The sequence below is a fragment of the Paenarthrobacter sp. YAF11_1 genome, assembly GCF_052113445.1.
Classification (GTDB): Bacteria; Actinomycetota; Actinomycetes; order Actinomycetales; family Micrococcaceae; genus Arthrobacter.
This window is the reverse complement of the sequence record NZ_JBFRDF010000020.1, coordinates 21,407-38,569: the sequence shown is the minus strand read 5'-3', so window position 1 is coordinate 38,569 and position 17,163 is coordinate 21,407. Positions and strand designations below refer to the sequence as shown.

Sequence of the window (17,163 nt, the reverse complement as noted above, 5' to 3'; positions counted from 1 at the left end):
CGGATATCGGCCGGAACGCGCTCGAGCGCCATGACAGCCACGGCACCGGCATCCTCAGCGATGCGGGCCTGCTCGACGTTAACGACGTCCATGATGACGCCGCCCTTGAGCATCTCAGCCATGCCCCGCTTGACGCGGCTGCTGCCCGTCAGCGGGATGTGTTCGAAGAGGAGGGGTCTTGTCGTCACGCGATACTCCAAGGGCTGAAGGCTGTGATTGCATCACAAGCGCCCGGATAGACCAGCGGCAACCCGCGTCAGTCTGATATCCGGATGATATATTAGTTGGCGTGTTCAGTATGCAACCGGCCACCCGGAGAGTCAACAGTCGGGGCAGGCGCGGGCGGCGTTAGGCCGCGAAAAGCGCCTGACGCACTGCCTGCTCGAAACCGCTCACGTGAACCCGGGCCAATTCCGCAGCCTTTTCCTCATCGCCGTCGATAACGGCGCGCAGCAGATCCAGGTGTTCGCGCACGTGGTGCTCCAGATTGGGCAGCCGGTCCAGGACCATGCACCAGATGCGTGTGGCCAGGTTGTCATAACGGATCAGGACGTCTTCAAGGTGCGGATTCGCGGCAGCCGCGTAAATCCCTTGGTGGACACTGGCGTCGAGCCGCAGCGTTTCCACCACAGAAGCAGCGCTGACATCGAAAGCTTCCACGGCCTGCATGACATCCCGAAGATGCTGCCTCGTGGCGGGCGAAGCGACCCGGGCCGCCCTTGCGGCAGCGAGGGGCTCCAACTGCGCCCGGATCTCGGAGATGAAAGCCAGGTCAGTTACTTCCACGCGGGTGGCGAACGTGCCCCGCCGCGGATAGGTGATGACCAGCCGGTCCAACTCCAGCCGCTTCAGGGCTTCACGCACGGGAGTCCGGCCGATCTGCAGGTCTTTGGCAAGCTGATCGTCATTGAGGAGGTCGCCGGGTTTGATGTCCAACATCAAGAGTCGATCCCGGAGGCGTTCGTAGGCGACGTCAGCCAAGGACTTCCTCACGTCCTGGCCGGCTATTGCCAGAGTTTCTAAAGCCACAGCGCCATCCCCTTCTTCACAACCACAAAACCTATTGACCTGCCTGAGTCACCAGTATACGCTGAATCCCAATCCTAATATATCAGTTCAGGACCCAGGAATATATCTAAAGGAGGAGACATGACCCTCGTGGCGACAGACTCACCGGTAAGCACACTATCCAAGCCCGAATTGCTCAAAGAAGAGCAGGCACAGAAGTTCGTACTCACATTGTCGTGCGTCGAACGCGCCGGGATCGTTCAGGCAGTCACCACCTTCCTGTTTGAGCGCGGCTTCAACATCGAAGAACACCAACAGTTCGACGACGGCCTCCGCCAGACGCTGCACCTGCGGACCGCTTTCTCGGGCCCGCTGTCCTACTCGCCGGAGCGGCTTGAAGAGGAGTTCAGCGCGATTGCCGACCGTTTCGAGATGAAGTTCAGCTTCCACGACCGGACCAAAAAGCGGGTCCTGGTGATGGTGTCCAAGTTCGGGCACTGCCTGAACGACCTCATCTTCCGCTGGCGCGGCGGCAGCCTTGGCGGCGACCTCGTAGTGGTTGCTTCCAACCACGAAACCCACCGGGCCATGGCTGAAGCCGCGGGCTTGCCTTTCGTCTACATCCCCGTCACCCCGGATACCAAGGCAGAAGCTGAACAGCGCCTCCTGGACCTGGTGGAGGAGTACAACGCGGACCTCGTGGTGCTGGCACGCTACATGCAGGTGCTCTCCGACGATCTCTGCCGCGCCCTCGAGGGCCGCGCCATCAACATCCACCACTCCTTCCTGCCTGGCTTCAAGGGCGCCCGCCCCTACCACCAGGCCTACGACCGCGGCGTGAAGCTGGTGGGTGCCACTGCCCACTACGTGACCGCCGACCTGGACGAGGGACCGATCATCGAGCAGGAAGTCATCCGCGTCGATCACAGCTACGGCCCCACGACGCTCTCAACCGTGGGCCAGGATGCCGAAGCGCTGGCATTGTCCCGCGCCGTCAAGTGGCATTGTGAACACCGCGTGCTGCTGGACCAGACCAGCACCGTGGTTTTCCGCTAAGCCACCCGTCGCCCCAGACCCCACACGAACTTCAGCAGGAGAACCCCCATGACATCCACGCCCCGCATTGTCATCATCGGCGCCGGGATCGTCGGCACCAACCTCGCCGACGAACTGGTCACCCGCGGATGGAACAACATCACCGTCCTGGACCAGGGACCCTTGAACATGCCCGGCGGCTCCACGTCCCACGCGCCGGGCCTGGTCTTCCAGACCAACCCGTCGAAGTCCATGGCGCTCTTTGCCAAGTACACAGTGGAAAAGTTCCTGTCCCTCACCGAGGACGGCCAGAGCTGCTTCAACCAAGTGGGCGGCCTTGAAGTTGCCACGAATGAGACGCGTCTGGCAGACCTGAAGCGCAAGCTCGGCTACGCACAATCGTGGGGTATCGACGGCAAGATCCTCACCCGCGAGGAATGCAAGGAGCTCTATCCCCTGATCAATGAGGAAGACATCCTGGGTGGCCTTCACGTCCCCACCGATGGCCTGGCACTTGCCGCCCGCGCCGTGCAGTTGCTGATCAAGCGCACCGAAGCTGCCGGCGTGAAGTACATCGGCAACACCGAGGTCACCGGAATTGAGCAGTCAAACCGCCGCGTGACCGGCGTCGAGACCGCCGATGGCGTCATCCCCGCGGACATCGTGGTTTCCTGCGCCGGCTTCTGGGGCGCCAAGGTGGGCGAGCTGATCGGGATGTCCGTTCCGCTCCTCCCGCTGGCACATCAGTACGTCAAGACCACCCCGGTTCCCGCCCAGAAGGGCAAGAACGAACTGCCCAACGGCGCCCAGCTGCCCATCCTGCGCCACCAGGACCAGGACCTCTACTACCGCGAGCACGGCGACCGTTACGGTATCGGTTCCTACGCGCACCGCCCCATGCCCGTGGATCTGGATGAGTTGGGCAGCTACGAACCCAGCAGCATCAGCGAGCACAACATGCCCTCCCGCCTGGACTTCACCCTGGAAGACTTCCTTCCCGCGTGGGAAGCATCCAAGCAGATCCTGCCGGCACTGCGGGAAAGCGAGATCGAGGATGGCTTCAACGGCATCTTCTCCTTCACCCCGGACGGCGGCTCGCTGGTGGGCGAGTCCAAGGAAGTAGACGGCTTCTTCGTTGCCGAAGCCGTGTGGGTCACCCACTCGGCCGGCATTGCCCGCGCCGTGGCCGAACTGCTGACTACCGGCAAGTCGCAGATCGATCTTGGTGACTGCGATATCCACCGCTTTGAAGAAGTCCAGCTGAACCCGGACTACGTCAGCGAAACGTCCCAGCAGAACTTCGTGGAAATCTACGACGTCATGCACCCGCTCCAGCCCAAGCTTTCCCCGCGAAACCTTCGAGTCAGCCCTTTCCACGCCCGCCACAAGCAGCTGGGCGGCTACTTCCTCGAAGGCGCCGGCTGGGAGCGCCCGTACTGGTTCGAAGCCAACGCTGAACTGCTCAAGGAAATGCCGGACGACTGGCAGCCCCCGGCCCGTGATGCTTGGTCCGGAATGTTCAGCTCGCCCATCGCCGCAGCCGAGGCCTGGAAGACCCGTACCGCAGTTGCCATGTACGACATGACGCCGCTCAAGCGCCTTGAGGTATCCGGCCCCGGCGCCCTGAAGTTGCTTCAGGAACTGACCACCGGAGATCTGTCCAAGAAGCCAGGCGCTGTCACCTACACCCTTGTCCTGGACGAGGCAGGCGGCGTCCGAAGCGACATCACGGTGGCCCGCCTCAGCGAAGATACGTTCCAGCTGGGTGCCAACGGCAACATCGACACCGCTTACTTTGAGCGCGCAGCGCGGCATCAGACAGAGAACGGCAGTGCCGGCGATTGGGTCCAGGTCCGCGACACCACGGGCGGCACCTGCTGCATCGGCTTGTGGGGTCCGTTGGCCCGTGACCTCATCGGCACGGTCAGCAACGATGACTTCAGCAATGACGGCCTGAAGTACTTCCGGTCCAAGAAGGTCACCATTGGAGGCGTCACCGTTACCGCGATGCGCCTGTCCTACGTGGGCGAACTCGGCTGGGAGCTCTACACCAGCGCGGACAACGGGCAGCGCCTCTGGGATGCCCTGTGGAAGGCCGGCCAGCCGTTCGGCGTCATCGCCGCGGGACGTGCCGCCTTCAGCTCGCTGCGACTCGAAAAGGGCTACCGCTCCTGGGGCACGGACATGACCACCGAGCACGATCCCTATGAAGCGGGTCTTGGTTTTGCCGTGAAGATGGCCAAGGAGAACTTCGTCGGCAAGGCCGCGCTGGAAGGTCGCACCGAGGAAGGCTCGGCCCGTCGCCTGCGCTGCCTGACGGTCGACGACGGCAGGAGCCTGGTGCTGGGCAAGGAACCGGTGTTCTATAAGGACCAAGCGGTGGGTTACGTGACCAGCGCCGCTTACGGCTACTCGGTCCGCAAGCCGATTGCCTACGCGTACCTGCCCGCTGCCGTATCAATCGGAGACTCCGTGGAAATCGAGTACTTTGGCCGCCGCATCCAGGCGACCGTGACCCAGGATCCGCTGTACGACCCCACCATGAGCAGGCTCCGCGGCTAACACGCCCCGTAGTTCGCCACAGCATGCGGCCCGGGCCCCTTCCTCCTTCGTGGCCGGGAGGGTCCGGGCCGCAGCTTTCGCCCTTCAGCCTTCTTCCCAGTTCAGCCAGGACCACACATGATCAGCTCAGAAACCATCAATGACTACCTTTCCCGGCTTGCCTCACGTCAGCCGACGCCCGGTGGCGGCGCAGCTGCGGCACTGCACGCAGCCCAGGGTGCTGCCTTGGTGGCGATGGTGGCCAGATACACCACCGGACCAAAATATGAGCAGCATGCGGCGCTCGTCGCCAGAATCACCAGCGCAGCCGACCACTTGATCATCGAGGCATTGCGTCTGGCGGACGCCGACGAACACGCTTTCCAGTCCGTCATCGATTCCTACAAGCTGCCCTCAGAAACCGAGCAGCTCAAGGCAACAAAGGCCGCCGCCATCCGGGACGCCCTGTTCCAGGCCGCCCACACGCCTGCCCAGCTCATCAAGGTTTCCGGTGAGGTGGTGGACCTCGCCACCGAACTTTTTGACGTGGCCAACCCCAACGTCATCAGCGACGTCGCAGCGGCGGCAGATGCAGCCCGCGCTGCCGCCACCACTGCCCGGGTCAACATCGACATTAACGTGGTGGCCATCAAAGACACCGCAGCCCGCACACGTTTGGCGGACCAGACGGACGGTCTTGAGGACAAAGTTGTCCTGGCCGCCGACTCCCTGGTCAAGCGTGTCCGCGAAAGGATCCTCTCATGACCACTGCAGTTCTTTCCGGTAAGGGACTCGCTTCCCTGATCCGGCAGCAAGCCCAGGACGAGGCCCGCGGTCTAAGCTCAGACGGACTGCGGCCCACCCTGGCTGTTGTTGTGGCCACGGAGGACGAGTCAACGCTCTGGTACGTCCGTTCGATCGAGCGTTCAGCCGAACGCGCAGGAATTGGATGCCGGATTGTTGATCTCGGCAGCGACGCCAGCGAACAAGCGCTGGCCAGTGTCCTGGCGGACCTCAGCGCAGAGCCAACCGTCCACGGCATCATCCTCCAAACTCCGCTGCCTGCCGCCGTTCGGGCAGACAGGCTGGTGGGGCTCATCGCCCCGGAGAAAGACATCGACGGCGCCAATCCCCTCAGCCTCGGCCGCTTGGCTGTCGGCCAACCGGCCTTCGCACCCGCTACAGCGCGAGCGGTGGTGGAATTGCTGGACCACTTTGAGATTCCTGTTGCGGGCCGGAACGTCACCGTCGTCGGACGTTCCGCCGTGGTGGGCAAACCGCTGTCCCTGCTCCTTTTGGAGCGGGACGCGACAGTCACCATCTGCCATTCCAAGTCGGGGCCGCTGGAACGCCATACCCGGCCCGCCGACGTCGTGGTTGTTGCCGCAGGGCGCACCGGGCTGCTGAAGGGCAGCGACGTCTCACCGGAGGCGGTAGTGATCGACGTCGGAACAAACGTTCTGCCCGACGGTTCCCTGGTGGGAGACGTCGACGAAGCCAGCGTCACCGGAGTCGCCGCCGGCCTGAGTCCGGTTCCAGGCGGTGTGGGGTCAGTGACTACGGCACTTTTGCTGCTGCACACAGCGGAAGCCGCACGGCAGCAGTCCCCCGCCGCGCTCCTGACTGCTTCCACTTCCCGGATCTGAAGGGTTTCCCATGCATTCCAAAGCTCCGCGCGAGAACATTGATGAGTCGAAGCTGACCGTCAGCAAACCCAAAACCAAGGCTGTGGGCATCCCGGCTGTTGCCAATGCCTTGAAAATTTCGTTGGAACAAATGGGGCCGCTGCGCAGCGTCCAGACCCTGCTGGCGGTGAACCAGCTGGACGGGTTCGACTGCATGGGTTGCGCCTGGCCTGAGCATGAGAAGCGCAACGCGGCAGAGTTCTGCGAAAACGGCGCCAAGGCAGTGGCCGAGGAAGCCACCCGCCGCCGCGTCACGCCCGAGTTCTTCGCCAAGCATTCCGTTGCCGATCTCAAGACCCGCGATGATTTTTGGCTGGGCCAGCAAGGCCGGATCACCCACCCGATGTTCCTGGACGAGGGCGCAACGCATTACACGCCCATCGGCTGGGAGGAAGCGTATGACCTCATGGCCGAGGAGCTGCGGGGCATGGACCACCCCGATGAAGCCGTCTTCTATACCTCTGGCCGGACCTCCAACGAGGCAGCGTTCGTGTACCAGCTTCTGGTGCGCGGTCTGGGGACGAACAACCTCCCGGACTGTTCCAACATGTGCCACGAGTCCTCCGGCTCAGCGCTGGTGGAAACCATCGGCATCGGCAAGGGATCCGTCAGCCTGACGGACCTGGAGACGGCATCGCTGATCTTCGTCGCCGGGCAGAACCCCGGCACCAACCACCCACGCATGCTCAGTGCCTTGGAGAAGGCGAAGAAGAACGGCGCGGTCATCGTGTCCGTCAATCCCCTTCCCGAGGCCGGTCTCCTGCACTTCGAGAACCCACAGCATGTGGCAGGCATGATCCAAGGGACCCAACTGACGGACGATTTCCTGCAGATCCGCGCCGGCGGGGACCAGGCCCTCTTCCAAGGCCTGGGCAAATACCTGCTCGAAGCCGAAGCCGCCGGGCGGAACACCCCGGGACTGCAAACAGTTCTGGACCACCGCTTCATCGAGGACCACACGGTAGGTCTGAACGACTACCTGTGGTTCCTGGAGAAGGTGGAGTGGGATGACATTGTGGAGGCAACAGGCCTCACCTTGGAACAGATCCATTCCACCGGTGAACGGATGCTCGCTTCCAGCGCCACCATCGTCTGCTGGGCCATGGGCCTGACCCAACACAAACATTCCGTACCCACCCTCCGCGACGTGGTCAACGTCCTGCTGCTCCAAGGCAACATCGGCAAGCCCGGAGCAGGGGTATGCCCGGTGCGCGGCCACTCCAACGTCCAGGGTGACCGGACCATGGGCATCTTCGAGAAGATGCCGGAGACCTTCCACGACCGGCTGGACCAGGAATTCGAGTTCCGCTCTCCGCGGGAGCACGGCTTTGACACCGTGGCAGCCATCCGGGCCATGCGGGACGGGAAAGTCCGTTTCTTCATGGGGATGGGCGGTAACTTCGTGAGGGCCGCCCCTGATTCGGAGGTCACCGAGCTGGCGCTGGCCAACACCCGGTTGAGTGTTCAGATCTCCACGAAACTGAACCACTCGCACCTGTCCACCGGACGCCGGGCGTTGATCCTGCCCACCCTGGGACGCACCGAAAAGGACACCCAACGCACCGGCGATCAACGGGTCACTGTTGAAGATTCCATGAGCGCCGTGCACGCATCACGCGGACGCCTCAAGCCCGCCAGCGACCACCTCCACTCGGAAGTAGCGATCGTCTGCAACCTCGCGGACAGGCTGTTCACCGATGGGCACAGCCGGCTGCCCAACACCCCGCAGGCGTCGTGGCTGGCCATGCGGGACGACTACACCCTGATCCGCAAACACATCGAAGCCGTGTTCGACGGCTTTGAGGACTTCGAAGCACGGATCCAGCATCCTGGCGGCTTTGTGCTGCCCCACCCGCCACGCGATGCCAGGAAGTTCCAGACGGCCTCCGGGAAAGCACACTTCACGGGCAACGAACTCGAGTTCATCAAGATCCCGCCCGGCCGCTTGGTCCTGCAGACCCTACGCTCCCACGACCAATACAACACCACCATCTACGGCAAGGACGACCGCTACCGCGGCATCCACGGCGGCCGTCGCGTGGTGCTCATCAACGCCGAGGACATCACCGAGCTGGGATTTGCCGACGGCGACATGGTGCACCTGATCTCCGAATTCCAGGGAACAGACCGGCGGGCCGAGAACTTCCGAATCGTGGCCTATTCCACACCCAAGGGATGCGCCGCCGCGTACTACCCGGAAACCAACGTCCTGGTGCCCCTCGATTCCGTAGCGGACACCAGCGGAACGCCCACGTCAAAATCCGTGATCATCAGGCTGGAGAAAGCCTAGGCAGCGCTGTACAGCATGAGCTGCGTCACATAGGATAACTGATATATCTATTGAGTATTCACGAAAATATCAGCTGTCCGGTTGTCCGTGAATGGTGCTTCGGTGGCCTGAAACCTGGGGAGGTATTTCTTCACCGAAGCACCACTTTCGGATCATTGGGCAGCATATTTCAGCAATAGCCAAAGAACAGGGAGTGACCATGTCAGGAAACAGAGCAGTCGCCTACAAGGAACCCGGTGTCGTGGAAATCATCGACACTGACTACCCAACGTTTGAGCTTAAAGACGGGCCGGGCGTCAACCCCGCAAACGTCGGACGGAAAGTGCCGCACGGCGCAATCCTCCGCACCGTGACCACCAACATCTGCGGATCGGACCAGCACATGGTCCGTGGCCGCACCACAGCTCCACAGGACCTGGTGCTCGGCCACGAAATCACCGGCGAAGTGGTGGAGGTGGGACCCGACGTCGAGTTCATCAAGGTAGGCGACATCGTGTCGGTGCCGTTCAACATCTCCTGCGGCCGCTGCCGCAACTGCAAGGAACAGAAGACCGGCATTTGCCTCAACGTCAACCCTGACCGCCCCGGCAGCGCCTACGGCTACGTTGACATGGGCGGCTGGGTAGGCGGACAAGCAGAGTTTGTGCTGGTTCCCTACGCCGACTGGAACCTGCTGCGCTTCCCGGACCGCGATCAGGCGCTGGAGAAGATCATGGACTTGACCATGCTCTCGGACATCTTCCCCACCGGCTTCCACGGCGCCGTCACCGCCGGCGTCGGCGTGGGCTCCACGGTGTACGTCGCAGGTGCCGGGCCCGTGGGCCTTGCTGCCGCCGTCGGCGCTCAACTGCTGGGCGCCGCCGTCGTGATTGTGGGCGACATGAACGAGGACCGACTGGCGCAGGCGCGCTCCTTCGGCTGCGAAACCGTCAATGTGTCCAATGGCGATCCGAAGGAACAGATCGCGCAAATCCTCGGCGTTCCCGAGGTGGACTGTGGCGTGGATGCTGTGGGCTTCGAAGCCCGCGGCCACGGTAAGGACGCCTCCCACGAAGCCCCTGCCACCGTGCTGAACTCCCTCATGGACATCACGGCCGCCGGCGGATCCCTGGGCATCCCGGGGCTCTACGTCACCGGCGACCCGGGTGGAATCGACGACGCCGCCAAGCACGGCTCCCTCTCGCTGTCCCTTGGTACCGGCTGGGCCAAGTCCTTGTCCTTCACCACTGGCCAGTGCCCGGTCATGAAGTACAACCGCCAGTTGATGATGGCCATCCTGCATGACAAGGTCCAGATCGCCAAGGCGGTCAACGCCCAGGCAATCCCGCTCGAGGACGCTCCCCGCGGCTACGCCGAATTCGACGCCGGAGCGGCAACAAAGTTCGTACTGAACCCCAACGGTTATGTGAAGGCCTGATACTCAACCGGATCAGTACGCACCACACGGGTACCGGGGACTGCGCGACAATCATTACGGGAAGGCCGGGCAGTCCCCGGTATCTGCTTTAAGAAAGCAGCACCACCTCAGGAAGCGAAGATCCATGCTTACCCAAGAAGTCGCCGCCGACACTTCCGTTGTCCGGCGGCACGCACCCACCTGGGCCGAAGCCCGCCACTTGGCCTACCACTGCGGCGGCCCTCTCCCTCCCGTGAACGTCACCCTCCGGGAAGCCATCGGACGAACCCTGACCAGCGCAGTCACCGCGCAACGGAATATGCCCCACTACGCATCGTCGGCCATGGACGGCTGGGCCACCAACGGCAGCGGTCCCTGGATCCTCACATTGCCAGGGCGGCAACTCTCCGACGGAGAAGCCAGCGTCATTGCCACCGGCGGGCTCGTACCCACCGGCGCCACAGCAGTCCTGCGCAAGGAAAGCGGCCAGGTCTCCGGGGACGGATCCGGCATCCAACGCCTCACGCTGACACCTGACGCGAAGCCGGACGAGGCACGTCCCGGCCGGCACATCCGTCCAGCGGGAGAAGAAGCCTTACACGGCGACGTCCTGATCCCCGCCGGCACACTCCTTAACCCTGCGCACATCGCCTTGGCCGCCGTCGCAGGCCACGATTACCTCCAGGTACAGCGCAAGCCGAGGGTCGCCGTCGTACTGACCGGTTCGGAAGTAGTGACCTCGGGCGAGCCTGGACCGGGACAGGTCCGCGACGCGTTCGGACCGCAACTGGATGCCGTCATCTTGCAGTTGGGCGCGGAGCCCGCTGGCCAGCTCAGGATTGGCGACTCATATGAGGATTGGCTGGCAGCGCTGGGAGATGATCCCGAGGGCTTACCGCCGGACGTCACCATCACCACCGGCGGGACAGGCAAATCCGGGACAGACCATTTCCGCGATGCCATCGCTGCACTCGGCGGCAGGCTCCTCCTGGACGGCATTGCCATGCGGCCAGGACACCCTGCCGTGTTGGCTGAACTTCCCGATGGCCGATTCGTCATCGGACTCCCGGGGAATCCGCTGGCCGCCATGATGGCGCTCATGACCCTCGGTGAACCCCTGCTGGCCGCACTGGGAAACCGGCCCCTCCCCGAAGCAAGGCCGATGACGTCCGGGGCGGACATCGATCCCTGCCCGGGGCGGACACGGCTCATGCCCTGCACCCTTATCCACGATCTCGCATTCCCGGCCTCCCGCACAGGTTCGGGGATGATGCGCGGGCTGGCCTGGGCCGATGGATATATGGCTGTTCCCCCCGAAGGCGTGGCAGCCGGAGCGCCTGTTTCCGTCCTGCCCCTGCCATGGACGGCTTCCAGCGCGTAGATTGCGCCAGTCCCCAAGGTGTGAAAGGGTCCGTGCAAAACTCCGTCTAGGATGAGGAAAGACGAGCGTGCAGGCCGGACAGCGCTACCAGCCAGGTCGGCCTGCCTGGACAACGACACGAGGCATCATGGCCGCACGCAGCAACCCGGAGTTCGACAAGGACGCAGACGCCCAAGGCGGTGGCGTCCAATCTGTGGACCGTGCGCTCCAGATCCTGGAAATCCTGGCCCGTGAAGGCGATGCCGGAGTCAGTGAAATCGCGGAAGAAATGGGCATCCACAAATCAACCGTGTCCAGGCTGGTGGGTTCCTTGGTCAACCGCGACATCGTCCGGCAGAACAGTGAGCGCGGCAAGTATCAGCTGGGCTTTGGGATCCTCCGCCTGGCATCCTCCATTCCCGGCCGGCTGAGCGTGGTGCATGAAGCACGGGAGGTCCTGGAGTCGCTGGCGGCCGAGTACAAGGAGACCGTCAACCTGGCCGTCCTGCGATCGAACTATGCCGTCAACGTGGATCAGGCAATGGGACCCTCAACCCTTGCCACCTACGACTGGGTGGGCAGCCTGACGCCGTTGCACGCCACGTCCAGTGGCAAGGTTCTGCTTGCCGCGCTGACCGCCGACGAACGCAACCAGACTCTCAAGGCAGTGGGCCTTCCCGCGCGTACGCCCCGGACCGTAACGAACCGCGGGGAGCTGGAAAAGCAACTGCTGGATGTGGCCCGCAACGGGTACGCCACAGTCCATGAAGAGTTTGAAATTGGCCTCACTGCCATCGCCGTACCCATCTTCAACCACGCTGGAAGCGTTATTGCCGCCATCAGCATTTCCGGGCCAGCGTTCCGCTTCTCGCCGGAGGACCAGCCAGGGCTTATTGAGGGCCTTCGGGAGGCCGGACTGACCATCAGTACCCGGATGGGCTACAGGCGGCGCTAGCGCTGACGCGCATCCCTCTCCACCCCCGGGTATAGCGGTCATTGGATTAACACTCGCCGCCTCGGGGCGCCTCTAGAGACGCACTATTCGCAACGCAACCCATGATACGCAACGTATTACTTCCAGCCAATTGATATATCAACGTGCTGTTAAAGAGCGCGGATCCCTTGACTTTGCATGTGACGGAGCGCACTCTGTTGCATAGCGCGGATGTTGTTGATTCCTGCGGAACACGGCTGGGAGCACTCAACTGCCCCCGTCCCACGAACCAGAAGAGGTGCATCATCCCTATCGCCTGCCCGCTCCGTGACCGCGCACCCGGGGAGGCGTAACGGCCCGCCATGACCATCGGATCGAAGGAAGCCCCAACCTTCCCACCGACCCATTCACCAAGGCCTCGTAGAAATGCAGGCTCATGACACGCCGAGCAAAGGACCCGCTCATGGCTACAAACAGTGACACAAAACATCTGACACCCGAGGAATTACCTGCCAACGATTCCGTGGCAGGAACCCCTGGTACAGCCGGCCCAACCAACCCTGCCCACGCGGAGAACCCTGAAGCAGTCATCAGCGTCTCCCCCGACGACACCAACCTGGCAGCCCTCACCGCTGAGGACGGAGGCGCAGATCCCCTCTCCGATTCCGTAGAACACGAACAGATCATGGAAGAGCTGCGCCACGCCAAGACCGAGCAGGCCGTCTCGGCCCGCCGGAACCGCAAACTTACCCTCGACAAAGTCACCTTCGGGATCACGGGCGCCATCGCCGTCGCCTTCGTGGTCTGGGGCTTTGTTGGACGGGACAGCCTCTCCGATACCTCCAAGGGCGCCCTGAACTGGGTCATGGAGTACACGGGCTGGCTCTTCATGGTCCTCGCCTCCCTGTTCGTCGTCTTCGTCCTGTGGCTTGCCCTCGGCAAGTTCGGCAACATCCCACTGGGCAAGGACGGCGAGAAGCCCGAGTTTCGCACCATTTCCTGGATAGCGATGATGTTCGCTGCAGGCATGGGCATCGGGCTCATGTTCTACGGTGTGGCCGAGCCCCTGTACCACTACATTTCGCCGCCGCCGGGAACAGTGGACGGCCGCACACCCGCGGCCATCCAGACCGCCATGGCCACCTCGATTTTCCACTGGACCCTGCACCCCTGGGCCATGTACGCCGTAGTTGGCATCGCGATGGCCTATGGCACCTACCGCCTGGGCCGCAAGCAACTGGTCTCCGCAGCCTTCACCTCGCTCTTTGGCATTCGAATGGTGGAAGGGCCGCTCGGCAAGTTCATCAACATCCTGGCCATCTTCGCCACGCTCTTCGGAACTGCCGCCTCCCTGGGCCTCGGTGCCCTCCAGATCGGCAGCGGCATGACGTCCAACGGCTGGCTGGGTGAGATCGGCACTCCCGTGCTGGTGGTCATCGTCGCCATCCTGACCTTCTGCTTCGTGGCATCAGCTGTTTCCGGCATCAGCCGCGGCATCCAGTGGCTGTCCAACATCAACATGGTCCTGGCCGTTGTTCTCGCCCTGATCGTGTTCATAGCCGGACCCACGTTGTTCATCCTCAACCTGATCCCCTCAGCCGTGGGTGACTACGCCCGGGATTTGGCTGAAATGTCCTCGCGTACCGAAGCCGTGGGAGACGACTCCCTGCGCAGCTGGATGACCAGCTGGACCATCTTCTACTGGGCCTGGTGGATTTCCTGGACGCCCTTCGTGGGAATGTTCATCGCCCGCATCAGCCGTGGCCGCACCATCCGCCAGTTCGTCACCGGCGTCCTGCTGGTGCCCAGCGTCGTCAGCGTCATCTGGTTCGGCATCTTCGGCGGTGCCGCCTTCCACGTTCAGCAAGAGGCGGATAAGGCCGGCACTCCCGGACTTGTGACCATGGTGGACGGTGCTCCCTCCATCAACTTCGACGGCGCCCTCTTCGACCTGGTCAAGAACCTGGGTATGCCCGGTTGGCTGACCGCAGCCGTCATTGTCCTGGCCATGGTCCTGGTGGCGATCTTCTTCGTCACCGGTGCAGACGCAGCTTCCATCGTGATGGGATCCCTCAGCTCCAATGGTGCTGAGCACCCGCGTCGAGGAGTGGTGATCTTCTGGGGAAGCCTCACCGGTGCGGTGGCCGCGGTCATGCTGCTTGCCGGTGGCGATAAACCATCGGAAGCCTTGTCAGGCCTGCAAAGAGTGACCATTGTGGCTGCCCTGCCCTTTGTGGTCGTCATGCTGTTGCTCTGCTTCGCCCTGGTCAAGGACCTCCGCCGCGATCCCCTGCAATTGCACAAACGCTTGGCCACCTCAGTGGTGGAACGAGCCATCCGGACCGGCGTCGAGCAACATGGCGGCGTTCAGTTTGACCTCGTCACCAGGCACGATTGCGCTGAAAAGTGCACGGAGTCCGATTGCGCCGGGGGAACATCTACGGGAACCATCCCCCTGGTTGGCAAACCACCTCAGGACTCCGACACCAAGTAACCTGCTTCCGACCAACCCCCTTCACCCATTCACACATCAGGAAGGTCCACCATGTCCAAAATCTCTGCCCCGGGCACCCTCCGTCTCAACACCCAGGCCAGTCGCAATACCCGAGCCAGCGAGGACGTGACCCTCACCTTGGACTCATCCAAGCCAATGACAGTCCGGATTGAGGTTGACCACTGCCCCTGCGGATCGGAACACAACAGGGCCGGCTCCTACGTCGACAGTGACTTCGGCCGCTAGGCCACACCACTCCGCAACACAGCAAAGCAGGCGCCGGATTCCGGCGCCTGCTTTCGTTTAATGCTGTGTCAGGACTAAGGCCTATTTGGGCATCAGCACTGAGTCGATCAGGTAGACCGTGGCGTTGGCGGTCTGGACGCCACCGCAGATCACGTTGGAAGCTCCGTCAACCGTGAGGGCATCCTTGGTGCCACCTACAGTCACTTCGCCACCCTGGACAGTCTTGTGGGTGCCGACGATCTGGTCCGGGGTCAGCTGGCCGGGGACTACGTGGTAGGTGAGAATCTTGCTCAGCAGGGCATCGTCCGTCTTGAGCGTTTCGATTGTTGCGGGGTCGATCTTTGCGAAAGCGTCGTCAACCGGCGCGAACACCGTGAACTCACTGCCGTTCAGGGTGGAAACCAGGTCAACCTTGGGGTTGAGCTTTCCCGAAACAGCGGCGGTCAAGGTCTTGAGCAGCGGGTTGTTCGATGCTGCAACGGCTACCGGATCCAGGGCCATGCCGGCTACCGAACCGGCACCGTCCGGAACCTGTGCGGCGTAACCGGCGCAGCCGGGGCCCACAAGGTTAGCGGCCGGATCCATGGCGGCGCTGCTCATGGCGGATGAGGACGGCGACGGTGCCATCGACGACGGTGCCGCCTTGGAGGTCTCCGGGGCGGCAGAGGTGGCAGCCGGCGTGCTGGTACCACCACAGGCCGTGAGTCCGAGAAGGGCGGCTGCAGTGAGGCCAACGAAGGCGAGGGCGGGGCGCTTTGTGGACAACATGTCATTCTCCTTGTTTTTGGAACCAGGGCGTTGGGTCCATTGGGTGGCGGGACACGGGCTGCTGATGCTGCTTTTGCTTCACCGGCGGTTTGTGTCTCACCAGCTATTCGGAGGGTGGGACGGGGTGGATGGGTCCGGATTGAAAAAGTTTTTTAAAACCAGCGATACCCACCCCACCGCGGCCCCTCGACAGCCGCCGCTCCGCTTTTAGAAGTACGGCTTGGTGATCAGCTCCAGCGCGTGACCGGCGGGGTCTTTGAAATACACGCCGCGGCCGCCGTGTTCCGTGTTTGTCTCGCCCGGGCGGGTCATCTGCGGATCCGCCCAATGTTCGACGCCGGCACTCACCAGACGCTCATAGGCGCGGTCGAAGTGCTGGTCATCAACCAGGAATGCGTAGTGCTGCATCTGGATCTCGACCGGCGGCTCGGCGAATTGCAGCATCACCCCGCCGGCCAGCGTGAGGTTGGTGAAGGGACCCCAGCTCGGGGCTTCCTCAGCTTCAAGGATGGAACGGTAGAACTCGGCTGAAACTGCGCGATCGAGAGACGCGATGATGGTGTGGTTGAACAATGCGGGCATGCGGGACTCCTTTGGATGTGGGGGTATGTCGATGGTCTTGCTCGTTTCATCGATCCACAAGGAGGGGCCCGCGGGGCAACACCGCGGTGGGCGCCGCAGCGCGTCAGAGGTCGGCCGGGTAGCCGATCCGTGCAGGGCAGAAGCCCGATCCGGTCATCACGTCCGCAAGTCTAGCGGAGGGGCTCAACCCAATGACAGGATGGGCGGATGGCTATCGAGGTACGGCCCGCGACGGTGTTCGATGACGTGAAGACCTTGGTGGGGCCCAAGAGTCCCGACTCCAACGTGTGCTGGTGCCTTAGCTACAGGATCCCGTCGAAACTGAACCAGGAACTCCAAAAACAGGAGCGCGGGAAGTACGTCAAGAAGCTGGTGGCCGAGGACCCTCCTCCTGGTGTTTTGGCCTACGACGGCGACGAAGTGGTGGGGTGGGCAGCGGTCCACCCCCGCGCGGACACCACTTTCGCGAAGAACCGCAAGATCCCCCACGTGGATGAGAGCAATGTGTGGTCGGTCTGGTGCATTCGGGTGCGGCCCGGACATCGCGGCAAGGGGATCTCCCACGAGCTGCTCCGCGGGGCAATCGACTTCGCCAAGAGTCACGGCGCCCCCGCCATTGAGGGTTATCCCGTGGACAACAAGGGCGGCAAAGTGGATCTGACCATGGCCTACGTGGGCACCCGCAGATTATTCGAGAAGGCGGGCTTCAAGAAGGTGACCGAGACGACGTCGGTCCTCAATGGCTTCCCGAGAGTGCTCATGCGCCTGGACCTCACCTGACCCAACTAGGTGACAGCACATGCTCAAATGAGGCCTCAGTGGAA

14 protein-coding genes and 1 pseudogene are annotated in these 17,163 nt (G+C 62.9%); 11 read left to right on the top strand and 4 right to left on the bottom strand.

Features of this window, described 5'->3' with window-relative positions; translation table 11 throughout:
• A pseudogene (locus AB4Y77_RS21845) lies at positions 1-158 on the bottom strand (pyridoxal 5'-phosphate synthase lyase subunit PdxS); the annotation flags it as partial.
• A gap of 190 nt (positions 159-348) precedes the next feature.
• Entirely contained in the window at positions 349-1,029 is a 681-nt protein-coding gene (locus tag AB4Y77_RS21840; protein WP_442015334.1) for a GntR family transcriptional regulator, read from the bottom strand.
• Positions 1,030-1,149: 120 nt separating this feature from the next.
• On the opposite strand from AB4Y77_RS21840, the gene purU reads away from it, so the two are divergent.
• From purU to AB4Y77_RS21790, 10 genes are all read left to right on the top strand, one after another.
• Positions 1,150-2,064 (top strand): formyltetrahydrofolate deformylase, encoded by a 915-nt coding sequence (purU, locus tag AB4Y77_RS21835; protein WP_442015333.1) that lies wholly within the window; start codon positions 1,150-1,152, stop codon positions 2,062-2,064.
• Between the two features lie 48 nt (positions 2,065-2,112).
• Positions 2,113-4,605, top strand: a complete 2,493-nt coding sequence (locus AB4Y77_RS21830) for a GcvT family protein (RefSeq protein ID WP_442015332.1) — start codon at positions 2,113-2,115, stop codon at positions 4,603-4,605.
• 117 nt (positions 4,606-4,722) lie between these two features.
• Entirely contained in the window at positions 4,723-5,349 is a 627-nt protein-coding gene (locus AB4Y77_RS21825; protein WP_442015331.1) for a cyclodeaminase/cyclohydrolase family protein, read from the top strand.
• Positions 5,346-6,230 carry a bifunctional 5,10-methylenetetrahydrofolate dehydrogenase/5,10-methenyltetrahydrofolate cyclohydrolase gene (locus AB4Y77_RS21820; protein WP_442015330.1) on the top strand — a complete coding sequence of 295 codons (885 nt, stop codon included), beginning with the start codon at positions 5,346-5,348 and terminating at the stop codon, positions 6,228-6,230. The genes AB4Y77_RS21825 and AB4Y77_RS21820 overlap by 4 nt, the downstream gene beginning before the upstream one ends.
• 10 nt (positions 6,231-6,240) lie before the next feature.
• Positions 6,241-8,559, top strand: a complete 2,319-nt coding sequence (locus AB4Y77_RS21815) for an FdhF/YdeP family oxidoreductase (protein WP_442015329.1) — start codon at positions 6,241-6,243, stop codon at positions 8,557-8,559.
• A gap of 199 nt (positions 8,560-8,758) precedes the next feature.
• Entirely contained in the window at positions 8,759-9,976 is a 1,218-nt protein-coding gene (fdhA, locus tag AB4Y77_RS21810) for a formaldehyde dehydrogenase, glutathione-independent (protein ID WP_026005570.1), read from the top strand.
• Positions 9,977-10,100: 124 nt separating this feature from the next.
• The gene (locus AB4Y77_RS21805; RefSeq protein ID WP_442015328.1) at positions 10,101-11,336 is read left to right on the top strand and encodes a molybdopterin molybdotransferase MoeA; all 1,236 of its coding nucleotides are present in this window, start codon (positions 10,101-10,103) and stop codon (positions 11,334-11,336) included.
• Between the two features lie 127 nt (positions 11,337-11,463).
• Positions 11,464-12,270 carry an IclR family transcriptional regulator gene (locus AB4Y77_RS21800; protein WP_442015327.1) on the top strand — a complete coding sequence of 269 codons (807 nt, stop codon included), beginning with the start codon at positions 11,464-11,466 and terminating at the stop codon, positions 12,268-12,270.
• A gap of 442 nt (positions 12,271-12,712) precedes the next feature.
• On the top strand, positions 12,713-14,743 hold the full coding sequence (locus AB4Y77_RS21795) for a BCCT family transporter (RefSeq protein WP_442015326.1): 2,031 nt from the start codon (positions 12,713-12,715) through the stop codon (positions 14,741-14,743).
• A gap of 51 nt (positions 14,744-14,794) precedes the next feature.
• The gene (locus AB4Y77_RS21790) at positions 14,795-14,989 is read left to right on the top strand and encodes a hypothetical protein (RefSeq protein WP_442015325.1); all 195 of its coding nucleotides are present in this window, start codon (positions 14,795-14,797) and stop codon (positions 14,987-14,989) included.
• Between the two features lie 81 nt (positions 14,990-15,070).
• On the opposite strand, the gene AB4Y77_RS21785 is transcribed toward AB4Y77_RS21790, so the two are convergent.
• Positions 15,071-15,757, bottom strand: coding sequence for a fasciclin domain-containing protein (locus AB4Y77_RS21785; RefSeq protein ID WP_442015324.1), 687 nt, complete (start codon positions 15,755-15,757; stop codon positions 15,071-15,073).
• Between the two features lie 207 nt (positions 15,758-15,964).
• Positions 15,965-16,339, bottom strand: coding sequence for a VOC family protein (locus AB4Y77_RS21780; RefSeq protein ID WP_442015323.1), 375 nt, complete (start codon positions 16,337-16,339; stop codon positions 15,965-15,967).
• Between the two features lie 207 nt (positions 16,340-16,546).
• Between AB4Y77_RS21780 and AB4Y77_RS21775 the strand changes: the two genes are divergently transcribed.
• A complete protein-coding gene (locus tag AB4Y77_RS21775) occupies positions 16,547-17,119 on the top strand; it encodes a GNAT family N-acetyltransferase (RefSeq protein WP_442015322.1) in 573 nt (190 codons plus the stop codon).
• The last annotated feature ends 44 nt before the right edge of the window (positions 17,120-17,163 follow it).